The sequence below is a fragment of the Pseudomonas sp. 2725 genome (genome assembly GCF_050434585.1).
In the GTDB taxonomy this organism is placed as follows: domain Bacteria; phylum Pseudomonadota; class Gammaproteobacteria; order Pseudomonadales; family Pseudomonadaceae; genus Aquipseudomonas; species Aquipseudomonas jessenii.
Window position 1 is genome coordinate 194,224 of sequence record NZ_JBNDIV010000003.1, and the last position, 17,329, is coordinate 211,552.

Below are 17,329 nucleotides of genomic sequence, written 5' to 3' on the forward strand. Positions count from 1 at the left end.
ATGGCCCTTTGCTCATTTTGTGAGTGCGTTCTCATTTGGAATCAGTACAATCGCCGCATTTGCCCCCACCCGAGAATGAAAGCCATTAACAAGGGGGCTTTCGCGAGAAGTCTCCATGCTCATCGGCAGCTATTCCCCCACCCTGGTCATTATTTCGCTCTGTGTAGCGATTCTCGCCTCATACACCGCACTCGACCTGACCGGACGCATTGCCACCGCCAAAGGCCGCGCCGTGCATTTGTGGACTGCGGGCGGGGCCGTTGCCATGGGCATCGGCATCTGGTCGATGCACTTTATCGGCATGCTCGCGTTCAAGTTGCCGATCGACCTGGGGTACGACGGGACCATCACCCTGTTGTCGTTGCTGATCGGCGTGCTCTCCAGCGGCTTTGCGCTGTGGCTGGTCAGCCAGCCGCAATTGCCGGCCTGGCAACTGGCCTTTGGTGCGTTGGTCATGGGCGCCGGCATCAGCGCGATGCACTACACCGGCATGGCTGCCATGCGCATGCAACCGGGAATCGACTATGACCCGACGCTGTTCGGCGCCTCGCTGCTGATCGCTGTCGGTGCTTCGGGCGCAGCATTGTGGATCGCTTTCCATCTGCGCCAGCACACGCCTTATGTCCGTCTGATCCGTGGTGGTGCCGCCGTGATCATGGGTATCGCCATCGTCGGCATGCACTACACCGGGATGGCCGCCGCACGCTTTGCCGACGGCAGTTTCTGTGGCGCGGCGGTCAATGGATTGAGCGGCAATGGCTTGGACAACCTGGTGCTGATCACCACGTTGGCGGTGCTGAGCATTGCCCTGCTGACCTCGATCCTCGATGCACGCCTGGAGGCTCGCACCGCGAGCCTGGCCCAGTCGCTGACCGAGGCCAACCGTGAACTGACCCAATTGGCCCTGCACGACACCCTCACCGGGCTGCCGAACCGGACGTTGCTCGCCGATCGAATCGATCAGGCCATGTCGCGGGTCCGGGAAGAAGGGGGGTGCTTTGCCCTGATGTTCATCGATCTGGACGGTTTCAAACCGGTCAACGATGCCTTCGGCCACCACATGGGTGATCTGTTGTTGCGCGAAGTGGCCCTGCGCCTGCGCGAAGACTTGCGCAGCCAGGACACCCTGGCACGGATCGGCGGCGATGAGTTCGTGTTGCTGGTGCAATTGAGCGAACAGAACGACGCCTTGAACCTGGCGGCCCGTCAGGTCGGGTTGATCGCGCGCGCGTTCCGGGTTGCCGAACATGATTTGCACATTTCCGCCAGCGTCGGCATCGCGCTCTACCCGGGTAACGGGCAGTCCGCCCACGAACTGCTGATGAACGCCGACGCGGCGATGTACCACGCCAAGGGCGCGGGTAAAAACGGCTACAGCTTTTTCGATGTCTCGATGAACAACAACGCCCGCAAACAGCTGCAATTGCTGCAGGATCTGCGCAATGCCGTGGAACAGCAGGAGTTCAGCCTGCATTACCAGCCCAAGTTCGACGCCGCCAATGGCCGGCCGGTGGGCGCCGAGGCCTTGTTGCGCTGGGAACACCCGACTCAAGGAATGCTGTTGCCGGACAAATTCATCGAACTGGCGGAAAAAACCGGGCTGATCATTCCGATCGGCGAGTGGGTGCTCAACGAAGCCTGCCGTCAGATGCGCGAGTGGTACGTGCTGGGCTACACCGACTGGCGCATCGCGGTGAACCTTTCGGCCATTCAGTTTTGCCATGCCGGGCTGGTCCAGAGCGTCGCCAGGGCGCTGGCGACGCACCATCTGCCACCCAACAGCCTGACCCTGGAAATCACCGAAACCACCGCCATGAGCGATGCCGATGCGAGCATGACGGTGCTGCAGGAACTGTCGGAAATGGGTGTCGACCTGTCCATCGACGATTTTGGTACCGGCTATTCGAGCTTGATGTACCTCAAGCGCCTGCCGGCCAACGAGCTGAAGATCGACCGCGGTTTTGTCCGGGACCTGGAGCGCGACAGCGATGACGCCGCCATCGTTTCGGCCATCGTCGCCCTCGGGCAAGCGCTGGGGTTGCGCATCGTCGCCGAAGGCGTGGAAACCGGTGTGCAGCAGGACTTCCTGACTCAGCTCGGCTGCGATTCGTTGCAGGGTTACCTGCTGGGGCATCCGCTGCCGGCCGCAGGTTTCATGGTGGAAATCCATCGCGGGGAGCAGTTGGTCGAGCAGTTGAAAGCCAGTGCCAGGCGCGAGATGTCGATGACATGACAGCTGATGTGAAGCCATGCAAAAACCGCCAATGGCGGTTATTCTTGCCCCCGACCGCTTAAGCTTTGATTGGGGGAAAGCTCGCATGGACAAAGTCATCGTCATCACTGGCGGTAGCCGCGGCATCGGTGCCGCCACCGCTCTGTTGGCCGCCGCGCAGGGCTATCGGATCTGCATCAACTATCAGGCGGACGAACAGTCTGCATTCGGCGTGCTGGAGCAAGTCCGCGCCCTCGGTGCGCAAGCCATTGCGGTACGGGCCGACGTCAGCATCGAAGACGAAGTGATCGCGCTGTTCAATCGGGTGGACAGTGAACTGGGGCGGGTCACCGCGCTGGTGAACAACGCCGGCACCGTCGGGCAGAAGTCCCGGGTCGACGAGATGTCCGAGTTCCGCATTCTCAAAATCATGAAAACCAACGTCCTGGCGCCGATGCTCTGTGCCAAGCACGCGATCCTGCGCATGTCGCCCAGGCACGGCGGGCAGGGCGGCAGCATCGTCAACGTATCGTCGGTCGCCTCGCGTTTGGGATCGCCCAACGAGTACGTGGATTACGCAGCGTCCAAAGGCGCGCTGGACACCTTCACCATCGGCCTGTCCAAGGAAGTGGCGGGTGAGGGGATTCGGGTCAACGCCGTGCGTCCGGGTTACATCTACACCGATTTCCATGCCTTGAGCGGCGATCCGGATCGGGTCAGCAAGCTGGAATCGGCGATTCCGATGGCGCGGGGCGGCCGTCCGGATGAAGTGGCGGAGGCGATTGTCTGGTTGTTGTCGGACAAGGCTTCTTATGCGACGGGGACTTTTGTTGATCTTGGTGGTGGGCGTTAGTTCCTGAGACGAGCGTTGTCTGCGCTGGCCTCATCGCGAGCAAGCTCGCTCCCACAGTGGATCTCAAGTGCTCACAAATCTTGTGTGTACAGAGAAACCTGTGGGAGCGAGCTTGCTCGCGATAGCAATTTATAAAACGACATGGCGCTGTCAGAACGACCGCACAATCCGCCCCAACGTCTCCATCGCCTTCTCCGAGTCCTCGGTCCACGGGCTGCCGTAATTCAACCGAATACAATTCCTGAAGCGCTGGGTCGGTGAAAAGATCGGCCCCGGTGCAATGCTGATGCCTTGCGCCAATGCCATCTGGAACAATTTCAACGAATCCATCTGCTGCGGCAATTCCAGCCACAGAAAGTACCCGCCGGCCGGTTGACTGACCCGCGTCTGCGCCGGGAAATAGCGGGCGATGGCGGCGAGCATGGCGCTTTGCTGGTCTTCCAGGGCGTGGCGCAATTTACGCAGGTGCCGGTCATAGCCGCCGTGTTGCAGGTAATCGGCGATTGCCGCCTGGGCCGGCATCGAGGCGCACAGCGAGGTCATGAGTTTCAGCCGTTCGATTTTCTGTGCGTAACGCCCGGCAGCCACCCAGCCGATGCGGTAGCCAGGGGCCAGGCTCTTGGCGAATGAACCACAGTGCATCACCAGGCCTTCGGTATCAAAGGCCTTGGCCGGTTTCGGGGCTTGCTGGCCGTAATAGAGTTCGGCGTAGACATCGTCTTCGATCAGCGGCACCTGGTGGCGCCGCAACAATTCCACAAGCTGCTGTTTCTTGGCCTCGGGCAGGGTCGCGCCCATGGGGTTCTGGAAACTGGTCATGCACCAGCAGGCCTTGATCGGATGCCGCTCCAGGGTTTGCTCGAGCACGCCAAGGTCGATGCCATCGCGCGGGTGCACGGGAATTTCCACGGCCTTGAGTTTCAGGCGTTCGAGTACTTGCAGACAGGCGTAGAACGCCGGGGCTTCGATGGCCACCAGATCGCCGGGTTCGGTCACCGCTTGCAGGCAAAGGTTCAAGGCTTCGAGGGCGCCGTTGGTGATCAGCAGTTCCTCCATGGGCAACATCAGCCCGCCGACCATATAGCGCAGGGCGATTTGCCGGCGCAGTTGCGGGTTGCCCGGCGACATGTCGGTGACCACCATGCGCGGATCCATGTCGCGGCTGGCGCTGGCCAGAGAGCGGGACAAACGTTGCAGGGGAAACAGCGTCGGGCTGGGGAACGCCGAGCCGAAGGGCACGGTGTTCGGGTCCTTGATCGAGTCGAGCACCGAAAACACCAGTTCGCTGACGTCTACTTCCGTCGACTCGTTGACCTCATTGCTGATCACCGGCTCGGAAAACGGCCGGGGTGCGTGGGCGTTGACGAAATAGCCGGAGCGCGGCCGAGCGCGGATCAGGCCGCGACGCTCCAGCAGGTAATAGGCCTGGAACACCGTCGACGGGCTGACCCCGTAGGTCTGGCTGGCGTAGCGCACCGACGGCACCCGCTGGCCGGGACCCAGGACGCCGGAGCGGATCAGTTCTGCGATGTCGTCGGCGAATTTTTCGTAGCGTTTCATCGGTGTCCCGCAATGGAGTCTGTTCGATTAATTGTGGCGAGGGGGCTTGCATTGCCAAAACAAGACTGCACTTCACCAAGGTCAGCATCTTAAAGGCTCAGCGATTCATTGGCGCCACAAACCGGCTCTTCGCCACGCTGTAGACGCCAGGGTCATCGCTGTCGACCACCTTGAAGCCGAGGCTCTGTGAACTGCTGGCCGGACGCTCCGTGAGCATCGCCACCGACACCGGCACATCGACAATTTCGCCCGGCGCCAGGCTGAATTCGGTCCTGCCCTGCAACTGGAAATCATCGGCATCCACCAGGCTCAATTGATAGTCCTGACGCTGCTGGGTTTTGTTGATCACCTTCAGACTGTAGATGTTTTCGATCTGCCCCTGGCTGTTCTCGCGGAACAGGCCCCGGTCCTTGCTGACATCAAGGGACACCATCGGTCGTTCCACCAGCGCCATCACCAGGGCTGCGATCATCACCAGCAGCACGGCGGTGTAGCCGACAAGACGTGGGCGCAGCAGGTGCGTCTTGCCACCCTGCAACTGATGCTCGGAGGTGTAGCTGATCAACCCTGGGGCGTAGCCCATTTTGTCCATGATCGAGTCACAGGCGTCGATGCACGCCGCGCAACCGATGCATTCCATCTGCAAGCCGTCGCGGATATCGATGCCGGTGGGGCAGACCTGTACGCATAGCTGGCAGTCGATGCAATCACCCAGCCCGACCTCGGCCGGTTTGACTTCGCGCTTGCGTGGGCCACGACTCTCGCCGCGGGCCACGTCGTAGGAAATGGTCAGGGTGTCCTTGTCGAACATCACGCTCTGGAACCGCGCGTAGGGACACATGTGCATGCACACCGCTTCACGCAGCCAACCGGCATTGATGTACGTGGCGCCGGTAAAAAACAGCACCCAGAACAGGCTGACGCCACTCATCTGGAAGGTCAGCAGCTCTTCGGCCAACGGCCGGATAGGCGTGAAGTAGCCGACGAAGGTCAGGCCGGTCAGCAGGCTGATGGCCAGCCACAAGGTGTGCTTGGCCGCGCGGCGCATCAGCTTGTTCAGGCCCCACGGCGCGGCTTGCAACTTGATCCGCTGGTTGCGTTCGCCTTCGGTGAGCTTCTCGCACCACATGAAGATCCAGGTCCATGAACTTTGTGGGCAGGCGTAGCCGCACCAGACCCGGCCCGCGAACACGGTGATTGCAAACAGGCCGAACGCGGCGATGATCAGCAGCGCCGAGAGCAGGATGAAATCCTGTGGCCAGAAGGTCGCGCCGAAGATATGGAACTTGCTTTGCGAAAGATCCCAGAGCACCGCCTGGCGGCCGCCCCAGTTCAGCCACACGGTGCCGAAAAACAGCACAAACAGAAAACCGGCGCCGCTGATGCGCAGGTTGCGGTATAGCCCGGTGAAGCTGCGGGTGTGGATCAGGTTGTCGCTGGATTTGGCCTTCATCTTGGGGCGCGAAGGCTCGAATGTTTCTACGGTTCGGACGGGGATTCTTTCGCTCATGGTCATTCGCTCATCAGCCTCCATCAGGCATGAGCACTATGAGCGGCGATCTGTTTGCATAACAGACTCAGGTATTGCATTAAAAAGCGGATCAGATGGCCATGTTTGCACGGACTGCGACAACTTGAAGCAGCCACCGCTGCAGGGTCCATGGAGCTTTGCAAAGCAGCGGCGGCAAGTGCGGATCAAACCCGGTCAAATCACCGAACCACTGTCGGTAGCTTTCAGGTGCCGGCGTCCATCCACCGCGCCTGCGACGGTCAAGGCGTCGGCCTCGGCTTCCGTGATGTAGATGCGCTCGCCTTCGATGTCCACTGCCGACATGGCCATGGCACCGTCGGTGATGATGGTCACGTCGGGACACAGACGAATGAGTTCGCCATTTTCAGTGGTGAAAAAGCAGGTCTGGTTCTCGATGCGTACGGTCATGGCGGGATCCTTTTTTCAGTGGAAACTAAAGTTTCAGGCCGCAACCGCCGGTCATCGTTCTGTGCAACTGATTAATGGTCGCTGCGGTCCACCGTCCATGGCCCCTCACAAGGACAATCCCATGAACACTTGGTGGCACGAAGTCTGGGTGACGCTGCAAGGCGAGTTCGCCGACATTGGCGATGCCTCGCAATTGACGCGAGTGACCGTGCGCCTGTTGATGGCCGCGGTGCTGGGCGGAATTCTCGGGTTCGAGCGTGAACACCAGGGCAAGGCCGCCGGCGTGCGCACCCACATGCTGGTGGCAATGGGGGCGGCGCTGTTCGTGTTGGTGCCGCAGATGTCCGGCTCACAGGCCGATGCCATGAGCCGGGTGGTGCAGGGCGTGATTGCCGGGATCGGCTTCCTGGGGGCTGGCACTATCCTGAAAAACCGCGACGGCGATGAGGGGCACGTCAAGGGCCTGACCACCGCCGCCGGCCTGTGGATGACCGCCGCCATCGGCGTCGCGGCCGGGCTGGGCCGGGAGGCGACGGCGGTGTTCAGTACGTTGTTGGCGCTGGGAGTGTTCAGTGTGATGCCGGGGATTGTGAAACTGATCGACAAGGATCACCAATGAGATCGTTCCCCGTCAGTATGGGAGCGATCAACTGTCGTCATTCAGGGGGCACAATCACCGGCGGCATCGTCGTTGGCGGTTCTTCCCTTGGTGGCGGGTTCGTGCCGGGCGGATCCTGTTCGGGCACCGGTTGCGGATCGCTGGGTGGGATCACCGGGTTGTCGATGTTGGGATCGGGGGTTTCAGCCGGGAATGGATTGTTCATTGTTCAAGCCTCCGGTGGCACATGGCGTGAGTCGTGCTTAAGTAGGTGGACTGATTGGTTGACCGCGGCGCGAAGGACTTGATTCCGATAATTGCCGATGAAACTTTCCCGGCGGCTGTCGCTCGGAACCTAAGTGAGTGCATCCCGGGGCGGATTGCCCGGCGGGGTGGCGACCAGACACAAGCGCGTCCATGGGGCGTAAGGAGAGAGGCTCGATGACGGCTGAAAAACCGACTGAGTTGAGCTACAACCCGCACATGCCGCTGTCGCAGGCGTTGTTGCTGCCGCGTATCGTCATTGAAAACATCATGCCGATCCTTGAAGGCGGACAATTCGCCGTCAAGGCCGTGGTGGGGCAGGACGTGGTGGTGACGGCCAAGGTCTTCGCCGACGGGCATGACAAGCTGGCGGTGCGCGTGCGCTGGCGGGCCGAGGACGAGGACGCCTGGCAAAGCGCGGCCATGAACGACCTGGGCAATAACGGCTGGCAAGGGCAGTTCCGGGTCGACAGCCAGGGCCGTTATCTGTTCTGTATCGAAGCCTGGATCGATCAGTTCGCCAGTTTTTGCCATGAGCTGGAAAAGAAGCATGCGGCGGCAGTACCCGTCAGTCTGGAATTGCAGGAAGGGCGGATTCATGTCCAGCAGGCTGCCGAACGTAGCGAAGGGCTACTCAGCGAGCAACTGGCGGCCTTGCACCATGAACTGTCAGGACTGCTCGAAACCGAGCAGGTCGCACTGTTTTTGCACCCGCGTAGCGCCGATCTCATGGCCCGCGTCAATCATCGCGCCTACCTGAGCCTGAGCCCGGAGTACCCGGTGGATGTCGAGCGCGAACTGGCGCAGTTCGCCAGTTGGTATGAATTGTTCCCGCGCTCGATCACCGACAGCCCGACGCGCCATGGCACCTTCAATGACGTGCATACGCGGCTGGCGATGATCCAGGACATGGGTTTCGATGTGCTGTATTTCCCGCCGATCCACCCGATCGGGCGCAGCTACCGCAAAGGCCCGAACAACTCGCTGACGGCGGGTCCCGATGATCCGGGCAGCCCCTATGCGATTGGTGGCGAGGAAGGCGGGCACGAGGCGATTCACTCGCAATTGGGTACCCGCGAAGACTTTCGCCGACTGGTGGCGGCCGCCGCGGCCCATGGTCTGGAAATCGCCCTGGATTTTGCCATCCAGTGTTCCCAGGACCATCCATGGCTCAAGCAACACCCCGGCTGGTTCAACTGGCGACCGGACGGCACGATCAAATATGCGGAGAACCCACCGAAGAAATACCAGGACATCGTCAACGTCGACTTCTATACCCCCGAGGCGATTCCGAGCCTGTGGGTGGAACTGCGCGACATCGTGGTGGGCTGGGTCGAGGAGGGCGTGAAGATCTTTCGCGTCGATAATCCGCACACCAAGCCGTTGCCGTTCTGGCAATGGCTGATCGCCGATGTACGGGCGCTGTACCCCGAGGTGATCTTCCTCGCCGAAGCCTTTACCACCCCGGCAATGATGGCGCGCCTGGGCAAGGTCGGTTACTCCCAGAGCTACACCTATTTCACCTGGCGTAACACCAAGGCCGAACTGGCGACCTACTTCACCGAACTCAACGAATCGCCGTGGCGAGAATGCTACCGGCCGAATTTCTTCGTCAATACACCGGACATCAACCCGGCGTTCCTCCACGAATCCGGGCGTCCCGGGTTTCTCATTCGCGCCGTGCTGGCGACCATGGGCTCGGGCCTGTGGGGCATGTATTCGGGTTTCGAGTTGTGCGAGTCGGCACCGGTACCGGGTAAGGAGGAATACCTCGATTCCGAGAAGTATGAGATCCGCCCGCGGGACTTCAATGCGCCGGGCAACATCATTGCCGAGATCGCCCAGCTCAACCGCATCCGACGGCAGAACCCGGCGTTGCACACGCATCTGGGCCTGAAGGTCTACAACGCCTGGAACGACAACATCCTGTACTTCGGCAAGCGCAGCGCCGATGGGGTCAATTTCATTCTGGTGGCGGTCAGTCTCGATCCGCACAACGTGCAGGAAGCGAACTTCGAGTTGCCGTTGTGGGACATGGGCTTGCCTGACTACGCCAGCACCCAGGGCGAAGATTTGATGAATGGTCATCGCTGGACCTGGCACGGCAAGCAGCAGTTCATGCGGATCGACCCGGCTTACCAGCCGTTCGGGATTTGGCGCATTACCGCGTAGACGCTGAACTTGTGGGAGCGAGCTTGCCGGTGGCGAGGGGGCTGCCTGTGGCGAGGGGGCTTGCCCCCGTTGGGTCGCGAAGCGGCCCCGCTCTTTCTTTCCAACACACCAAGTCGCTGTATTGACGACTGCTTCGCAGCCGAACGGGGGCAAGCCCCCTCGCCACAGGTAAGCATCCTCACCACAGGGGATCCTCAGCCTGTGGCCAAGTCGAATTCACCAGGAGTTGCACATGGCGAAGAAACCCAAGGCAGCCACGTTCATCAAGGACCCGCTCTGGTACAAGGACGCGGTGATCTATCAAGTCCACGTCAAATCGTATTTCGACTCCAACAACGACGGGATTGGCGACTTTCCCGGCCTCATCGCCAAGCTCGATTACATCGCCGACCTGGGCGTCAACACCATCTGGCTGTTGCCGTTCTATCCCTCGCCACGGCGCGATGACGGCTACGACATCGCCGAATACCGGGGCGTACACAGCGACTACGGCACCATGGCCGATGCCAGGCGCTTCATTGCCGAGGCGCACAAACGCGGCCTGCGGGTGATCACCGAACTGGTCATCAACCACACCTCCGACCAGCACCCGTGGTTCCAGCGGGCGCGCAAGGCCAAACCCGGATCGGCGGCGCGGGACTTCTACGTGTGGTCCGATGACGATCAAAAATACGATGGCACCCGCATCATCTTTCTCGATACAGAGAAGTCCAACTGGACCTGGGACCCGGTCGCCGGCCAATACTTCTGGCACCGTTTCTACTCCCACCAACCGGACCTGAACTTCGATAACCCGCAAGTCATGAAAGCGGTGCTGTCGGTGATGCGTTACTGGCTCGACATGGGCATCGACGGCTTGCGCCTGGACGCGATTCCCTACCTGATCGAGCGCGACGGCACCAACAATGAGAACTTGCCGGAAACCCACGACGTCCTGAAAAAGATCCGTGCGGAAATCGACGCCAACTACCCCGACCGCATGTTGCTGGCCGAGGCCAATCAGTGGCCGGAAGATACTCAGTTGTACTTCGGCGACACCGACAAGAAAGGCCTGAACGGCGATGAATGCCACATGGCCTTTCACTTCCCGTTGATGCCGCGCATGTATATGGCGCTGGCCCAGGAAGATCGTTTCCCGATTACCGACATTCTGCGCCAGACCCCGGATATACCCGCCAACTGCCAATGGGCAATCTTCCTGCGCAACCACGATGAGCTGACCCTGGAAATGGTCACCGACAAGGAACGCGATTACCTGTGGAATTACTATGCCGCCGACCGCCGGGCGCGGATCAACCTGGGGATTCGCCGGCGTCTGGCGCCGCTGATGGAACGCGACCGCCGTCGGGTCGAGCTGCTCAACAGCCTGCTGCTGTCCATGCCCGGCACGCCGACCCTGTATTACGGCGATGAGATCGGCATGGGCGACAACATCTACCTCGGCGACCGCGACGGTGTGCGCACGCCCATGCAATGGTCCATCGACCGCAACGGCGGTTTCTCCCGAGCCGACCCGGCGAGTCTGGTGCTGCCGCCGATCATGGACCCGCAATACGGCTACCTGTCGGTCAACGTCGAAACCCAGGCTGGCGACCCGCATTCGCTATTGAACTGGACCCGGCGCATGCTTGCCGTGCGCAAGCATTCCAAGGCCTTCGGGCGCGGTACGTTGAAGATGCTGTCGCCCAGCAACCGGCGGATTCTGGCCTACACCCGTGAATACACCGGGGTGGACGGCAAACACGAAATCATTCTGTGCGTGGCCAACGTGTCGCGCAGCGCCCAGGCCGCCGAGCTGGATCTGTCGGCCTACGTCGGCATGGTGCCGGTGGAAATGCTCGGGGGTAACGCATTCCCGCCCATCGGCCAGCTCAATTTCCTCCTCACGCTGGCGCCTTACGGCTTTTACTGGTTCGGCCTCGCCGCGGAAAATCAGATGCCGAGCTGGCACGTGGAACCCGCACAGAGCCTGCCGGACTTCACCACGCTGGTACTGAAAAAACGCATGGAGGAACTGCTCGAAGCGCCGTCACGCACCACGCTGGAGCAAAGCATCCTGCCCAACTGGTTGCAGAACCGCCGCTGGTTCGCAGGTAAGGACGCCGCCATCGAACAGGTCGAACTGGCCTATGGCGTGCGATTCGGCGATCCGCAGCACCCGGTGCTGTTCAGCGAGATCAATGTCACCAGCGGTGGCCAGAGCAGCCGCTACCAGTTGCCGTTCGGTTTTATCTCGGAAGATCAGGTCGGTACTCCCTTGCCGCAGCAATTGGCATTGTCGCGGGTACGGCGTGGGCGCCAGGTCGGCCTGATCACCGATGCCTTCAGCCTGGACACCTTTGTGCATGCCGTATTGCAGGGCATTCAGGCCGGCACCGTATTGGCCTCCAGCGATGGCGACATTCGCTTCGAGTCCACCGCCGAACTGGAAAAACTCGGCCTCAATGCCGAGTCGCCGGTGCGTTACCTGTCGGCCGAACAGTCCAACAGCTCGGTGGTGATCGGCAACAGCCTGGTGCTGAAGCTGATCCGCAAGGTCGCCTGCGGCGTGCACCCTGAGCTGGAAATGAGCGCGTACCTGACGCAAGCCGGGTTCAGCAATATTTCACCATTGCTGGGGGCCGTGGTGCGCCGGGACGGGGCGGGTGAAGATAATTTGCTGATGATCGCCCAAGGCTACCTGAGCAATCAGGGCGACGCCTGGGAATGGACCCAGAACAACCTCGAACGGGCGCTTCGTGATGAACTGGCCGACGCCGTGTCCGAGCAGGAACAGCATTACAACGCGCTCGGCGAACTGAAAGATTTCGCCGCTATGCTTGGTCAGCGTCTGGGGGAAATGCACCAGGTGCTGGCGGCGCCGAGTGCCAACCCGGACTTTTTGCCCCAGGTCACTACGCAGAAGGAGGCGCTGGCCTCGGCCAAGGATGTCGCGGCGCAAATCGAGCGCGCGCTGAACTTGCTCAAGCAGCATAAACATCAACTTGACCCGGCGGACCAGACCCTGGTCGGTCGTTTACTGGACAACAAGAAAGCCATCCTCGGCCATTTACAGGCGTTGGGCAAAAAGATCGCGGGCGGCTTGCGCATTCGTGTACACGGCGACCTGCACCTGGGGCAGGTGCTGGTGATCAAGGGCGATGCCTACCTGATCGACTTCGAAGGCGAACCGGCCCGGCCATTGCATGAACGACGGGGCAAACACAGCCCGTACAAGGATGTCAGCGGCGTGCTGCGGTCCTTCGACTATGCGGCGGCGATGGCGATCAACGTGCAGAGCGTCGATAACACCGCAGCGGCCGATGCCGCGCGCTTGCGGGTCACCGATCGCTACTTGAGCGAGGCGCGGCAAGCATTTGTCGACGCTTATCGGCTGGCGGCAGCTAGTCTTGCCCATGCATGGCAAGATCCCGAAGGCGAGGATGCCGCGCTGGCGTTGTTCGGTCTGGAGAAGGCGGCGTATGAAGTGGCTTATGAGGCGGAAAATCGCCCCGCCTGGTTGCCCGTGCCGTTGCACGGTTTATATGGATTATTGAGTGGGCTTAAACCCTTTTCCGATCTTGGTGGAGAGTAGTCATGAGTGTCTCGAACAAGGAACAGGGTCATCACAAAGAAGCGCTGCTGCCCAGGGCGCGGGATATCGACGCATTGGTGCGCGCTGAGCATATCGATCCTTTTGCGATTCTTGGCCCCCACGCTGATGGCGCTGGCGGGCAATTCATTCGCGCGTATCTGCCGGGTGCCTTGAGTGTGCAGGTGCTGGCCAGGGATACCGGACAAGAGCTCGGCCAACTTGAAGCCACAGAGACGCCGGGATTGTTTGTCGGGCATTTCGAACGTGCGCAAGCGTATCTGCTGCGTACCCGTTGGGCCGGCGGCGAGCAAACGGCAGAAGATCCTTACAGCTTCGGTCCGTTGTTGGGCGAAATGGATTTGTATCTGTTTGCCGAAGGCAATCACCGCGACCTCAGCGGGTGCCTGGGCGCGCAACTGAAAACCGTGGACGGCATCGACGGCGTGCGTTTCGCCGTGTGGGCGCCGAATGCCCGGCGGGTGTCGGTGGTCGGTGATTTCAACGTCTGGGACGGGCGCCGGCACCCGATGCGCCTGCGTCACCCCACAGGCGTCTGGGAATTGTTCATCCCGCGCCTGCAAGCCGGGGACACCTACAAATACGAGATTCTCGGCGCCCACGGCATCCTGCCGTTGAAGGCCGACCCCGTGGCGTTGGCCACCAGCCTGCCACCGGACACCGCCTCGAAAGTCGCTTCACCCTTGAACATCGACTGGCAGGATCAGGACTGGATGATGACCCGTGGTGACCGCCAGCGGGTGACGGCGCCGTTGTCGATCTACGAATTGCACGCCGGCTCGTGGCAATGCGAGCTGGACGATCTGGGCGAAGTGGCCCGCCAGTACACTTGGCCCGAGTTGACCGAGCGGCTGATTCCCTATGTCAAAGACCTCGGTTTCACCCACATCGAACTGATGCCGATCATGGAGCACCCGTTCGGCGGCTCGTGGGGTTATCAGTTGTTGTCGCAATTCGCGCCGAGTGCGCGGTATGGCACGCCGGACGAGTTCGCCGCGTTCATCAACGCCTGCCACCAGGCCGAACTCGGGGTGATTCTCGATTGGGTGCCGGCGCATTTCCCCACCGATACCCACGGCCTGGCCCAGTTCGACGGCACGGCGCTGTACGAGTACGGCAACCCGCAGGAAGGTTTCCATCAGGACTGGGACACGCTGATCTACAACCTGGGTCGCACCGAAGTGCATGGTTACATGCTGGCGTCGGCGCTGCACTGGCTCAAGCATTTCCACGTCGACGGCCTGCGGGTCGATGCGGTGGCCTCGATGCTCTACCGCGACTACTCGCGCAAGGCCGGCGAGTGGGTGCCGAACCGCCATGGCGGGCGGGAGAACCTGGAAGCCATCGACTTCCTGCGTCACCTCAATGACGTGGTGGCCCTCGAAGCGCCCGGTGCGCTGGTGATCGCCGAGGAATCCACCGCATGGCCCGGTGTAAGCCAGGGCACGCAACAGGGCGGCCTGGGCTTTGCCTACAAATGGAACATGGGCTGGATGCACGACTCGCTGCATTACATCCAGCAGGACCCGGTGTACCGCGCCCATCACCACAACGAACTGAGTTTCGGCCTGGTATATGCGTGGTCCGAGCGCTTCATCCTGCCGATCTCCCACGATGAAGTGGTGCACGGCAAACACTCGCTGATCGACAAGATGCCAGGCGACCGCTGGCAGAAATTCGCCAACCTGCGGGCCTACCTGAGTTTCATGTGGGCGCATCCGGGCAAGAAACTGCTGTTCATGGGCTGCGAGTTCGGCCAGTGGCGCGAGTGGAACCATGACCAGCAACTGGACTGGTACCTGCTGCAATACCCCGAGCACCAGGGGGTGCAGAAACTGGTGGCCGACCTCAACCGCTTGTACCGCGAAGAGCCGGCGCTGCATGAGCAGGACGACGTGCCGCAGGGTTTCCAATGGCTGATCGGCGATGACGCGATCAACAGCGTTTATGCGTGGTTGCGCTGGAGCAAGGACGGCGAACCGGTGCTGGTGGTGGCCAACTTTACGCCCGTGCCACGCGAGGCTTATCGCGTCGGGGTGCCGTTTGCCGGGCAGTGGAACGAGGTGCTCAACAGCGACTCGTCCATCTATGCCGGTTCCAACTACGGCAACAGTGGCGGGGCGGTTGCCGAGGAAACGCCGAGCCATGGCCAGGCGTTGTCACTGGTGCTGAATTTGCCGCCGTTGGCGGTGTTGATGTTAAGGCCGCAGGGCTGATCCAGAGCCGCGTTGCTGCCTTTCGCGAGCAGGCTCGCTCCCACACTGGTTTTGAGTACGGCATCAATCCAGTGTGGGAGCGGCGGTGCGACGATTCGACTTGCTCGCGAAGGGGCCGGTGCTATCGACGCCGACACCTGGCAATGAATGGCCGTGATTCAGAGATGCACTTCCACCGCCAGCGGCAAATGGTCGGACAGGTGCGTCCACGGCTTGTTTCCCAGTATTTGCGGCTCATGGCTGCTGGCGTTGCGCAGGTAGACGCGGTCCAGGCGCAGCAAGGGAAACCGCGCGGGGTAGGTTTTGGCAGGACGACCCAGGTGGCGTTCGAAGGCTTCGTGCAAGTAGTCGCGGCGGGCAAGGGTGGCATTGCCCTGCATCTGCCAGTCGTTGAAGTCGCCGGCAATGATCACCGGCGCATCATCCGGCAGGGACTCGAGGAGCTGACAGAGCAACTGCAATTGCAGCTGACGATGGCTTTCCAGCAGGCTGAGGTGAACGCAGATCGCATGCACTTCGCGATGACCCGGTACGTCCAGCACGCAGTGCAGCAAGCCACGGCGTTCCGGGCCGGTAATGGAAACATCCAGGTTTCGATACTCGCGGATCGGATATTTCGACAGCAGGGCATTGCCATGGTGACCGTCGGGGTAGACGGCATTGCGCCCATAGGCGAAGTCGCTCCACATGCTGTCGGCGAGGAATTCATATTGCGAGGTTTGTGGCCAATCGTTGTAGCGGGAGGAGTGGCGGTCGTGCTCACCGACGACTTCTTGCAGGAACACCAGGTCTGCCGACGTACTGCGCACCGCTTCACGCAATTCAGGAAGGATGAAGCGCCGGTTGAGTGCGGTAAAACCCTTATGGGTGTTGACCGTCAGCACGCGAAGCCGATGAATCGCGGGGGGCGTGTTCAATGGCATTGATTCGGTTACCTGCGGTTTTGAATGACTGGCCACATGCACTCCTCTGACTCAGGGCTGCTTATGTATGCGACTGATGCGATAGCAGGCAGTTCAGTCCAATGGGCTGCGTTTTCAAACCAGCACAATTTCATAAGGCAAACGGATACGCTCCAGCAGCGGCCGGGGCAGCAACGGCGCGAGGCCGATGGCCGGTTCGCCGTCCAGTTGGCTGGCGTAGGCGTGGGTGGCGTGACTCTTGCGGGCGACGGTCCAGGTATCGAGGCGCACCTTGCGGGCACGGTGCCAGGGAATCAGCTCCCGGTCCCGTGCCGGCCAGTGCCAGGCCCAGAACGGTACGTCGTTGTAGGAGGCCCCGATATTGGCCGCCGCCCTGGCGCTCGCGCGGCCAACAGTGTCGTGGTCGACATTGCCGTCCTGGCGCCAGGTGCTGAACACCACATCACCTGGGCGCAGGTAGCGCGTGATGAATCGGGCGATCTGATCTTCCTGTTCCGCCAGCGCGTTATCGGTAAACCCGCCACGAATCCACTTCAGGCTGTGCATCGGCAACCCGAGTCGACGTATGGCTTCCACGCTTTCCTGGGGACGAAACACGCTGAGGCGTTTTTCCGACCACTGCTGTGACCCCGGATGGCTGGCGCTGCCGTCGGTGATCGAGATCAATTGCAGCGGGTGGCCCAGGTTACTGAGCAATTGCAGCAGGCCGCCGCAGGTCACGACTTCATCGCCAGGGTGCGGGGCAATGAGCACCACGCGTGCGCCGGTGGGTACCAGGGATTGGGTGTTGATGACCGGAATGCTGTCCAGTTGCGGGGCGCTGTTCCAGATCTGTGAGGGCAGGCTGACTTCGCTCAGGGAAACGGGTTTCATGGTGGATACGTCCTTGTTCTGCGTCGCCTTCAGTCGTGCATGGGACAAGCCCGGCAGACCCTTGAGGGCTGGTGGATAGCGGCGCGACAAGCCAAACCCTGGATTGCCGCAAATCGAGTATTGCTCA

The 17,329-nt window shown here is 61.2% G+C and carries 12 protein-coding genes; 6 read left to right on the forward strand and 6 right to left on the reverse strand.

The genetic code is table 11. The features are described from left to right. Positions 1 to 115 precede the first annotated feature (115 nt). Together ABIE16_RS08760 and ABIE16_RS08765 are read left to right on the forward strand one after the other, a co-directional pair. Complete coding sequence (locus tag ABIE16_RS08760; protein WP_057714968.1) at positions 116 to 2,233, forward strand: putative bifunctional diguanylate cyclase/phosphodiesterase; 2,118 nt, start codon at positions 116 to 118, stop codon at positions 2,231 to 2,233. Between the two features lie 85 nt (positions 2,234 to 2,318). Beyond that, entirely contained in the window at positions 2,319 to 3,065 is a 747-nt protein-coding gene (locus ABIE16_RS08765) for an SDR family oxidoreductase (protein ID WP_057714967.1), read from the forward strand. A gap of 150 nt (positions 3,066 to 3,215) precedes the next feature. Here the strand turns inward: ABIE16_RS08765 and mapR are convergent, their stop codons facing one another. The 3 genes from mapR to ABIE16_RS08780 all read right to left on the reverse strand — a co-directional run bounded on the left by mapR (position 3,216) and on the right by ABIE16_RS08780 (position 6,564). Beyond that, on the reverse strand, positions 3,216 to 4,625 hold the full coding sequence (gene mapR / locus ABIE16_RS08770; protein WP_057714966.1) for a GntR family transcriptional regulator MpaR: 1,410 nt from the start codon (positions 4,623 to 4,625) through the stop codon (positions 3,216 to 3,218). A gap of 97 nt (positions 4,626 to 4,722) precedes the next feature. After that, the gene (gene ccoG, locus ABIE16_RS08775) at positions 4,723 to 6,135 is read right to left on the reverse strand and encodes a cytochrome c oxidase accessory protein CcoG (protein WP_429520909.1); all 1,413 of its coding nucleotides are present in this window, start codon (positions 6,133 to 6,135) and stop codon (positions 4,723 to 4,725) included. 195 nt (positions 6,136 to 6,330) lie between these two features. Continuing rightward, complete coding sequence (locus tag ABIE16_RS08780) at positions 6,331 to 6,564, reverse strand: DUF3203 family protein (RefSeq protein WP_057714965.1); 234 nt, start codon at positions 6,562 to 6,564, stop codon at positions 6,331 to 6,333. 121 nt (positions 6,565 to 6,685) lie between these two features. Between ABIE16_RS08780 and ABIE16_RS08785 the strand changes: the two genes are divergently transcribed. Further along, the gene (locus ABIE16_RS08785; RefSeq protein ID WP_057714964.1) at positions 6,686 to 7,183 is read left to right on the forward strand and encodes an MgtC/SapB family protein; all 498 of its coding nucleotides are present in this window, start codon (positions 6,686 to 6,688) and stop codon (positions 7,181 to 7,183) included. A gap of 37 nt (positions 7,184 to 7,220) precedes the next feature. Here the strand turns inward: ABIE16_RS08785 and ABIE16_RS08790 are convergent, their stop codons facing one another. After that, positions 7,221 to 7,388 (reverse strand): hypothetical protein, encoded by a 168-nt coding sequence (locus ABIE16_RS08790; RefSeq protein ID WP_167362862.1) that lies wholly within the window; start codon positions 7,386 to 7,388, stop codon positions 7,221 to 7,223. Positions 7,389 to 7,603: 215 nt separating this feature from the next. Here ABIE16_RS08790 and ABIE16_RS08795 point away from each other — a divergent pair, with 215 nt between their 5' ends. The 3 genes from ABIE16_RS08795 to glgB all read left to right on the forward strand — a co-directional run bounded on the left by ABIE16_RS08795 (position 7,604) and on the right by glgB (position 15,406). Continuing rightward, positions 7,604 to 9,598, forward strand: a complete 1,995-nt coding sequence (locus ABIE16_RS08795; RefSeq protein WP_429520910.1) for an alpha-1,4-glucan--maltose-1-phosphate maltosyltransferase — start codon at positions 7,604 to 7,606, stop codon at positions 9,596 to 9,598. A 232-nt stretch (positions 9,599 to 9,830) separates the two neighbouring features. After that, on the forward strand, positions 9,831 to 13,172 hold the full coding sequence (treS, locus tag ABIE16_RS08800; RefSeq protein WP_429520911.1) for a maltose alpha-D-glucosyltransferase: 3,342 nt from the start codon (positions 9,831 to 9,833) through the stop codon (positions 13,170 to 13,172). Between the two features lie 2 nt (positions 13,173 to 13,174). Further along, on the forward strand, positions 13,175 to 15,406 hold the full coding sequence (glgB, locus tag ABIE16_RS08805) for a 1,4-alpha-glucan branching protein GlgB (RefSeq protein WP_349733979.1): 2,232 nt from the start codon (positions 13,175 to 13,177) through the stop codon (positions 15,404 to 15,406). Positions 15,407 to 15,564: 158 nt separating this feature from the next. Here glgB and ABIE16_RS08810 read toward each other — a convergent pair whose 3' ends face one another. Beyond that, the gene (locus ABIE16_RS08810) at positions 15,565 to 16,329 is read right to left on the reverse strand and encodes an endonuclease/exonuclease/phosphatase family protein (protein ID WP_349733981.1); all 765 of its coding nucleotides are present in this window, start codon (positions 16,327 to 16,329) and stop codon (positions 15,565 to 15,567) included. A gap of 114 nt (positions 16,330 to 16,443) precedes the next feature. Next, positions 16,444 to 17,202 (reverse strand): PIG-L deacetylase family protein, encoded by a 759-nt coding sequence (locus ABIE16_RS08815; RefSeq protein WP_429521156.1) that lies wholly within the window; start codon positions 17,200 to 17,202, stop codon positions 16,444 to 16,446. Positions 17,203 to 17,329: the final 127 nt, after the last annotated feature.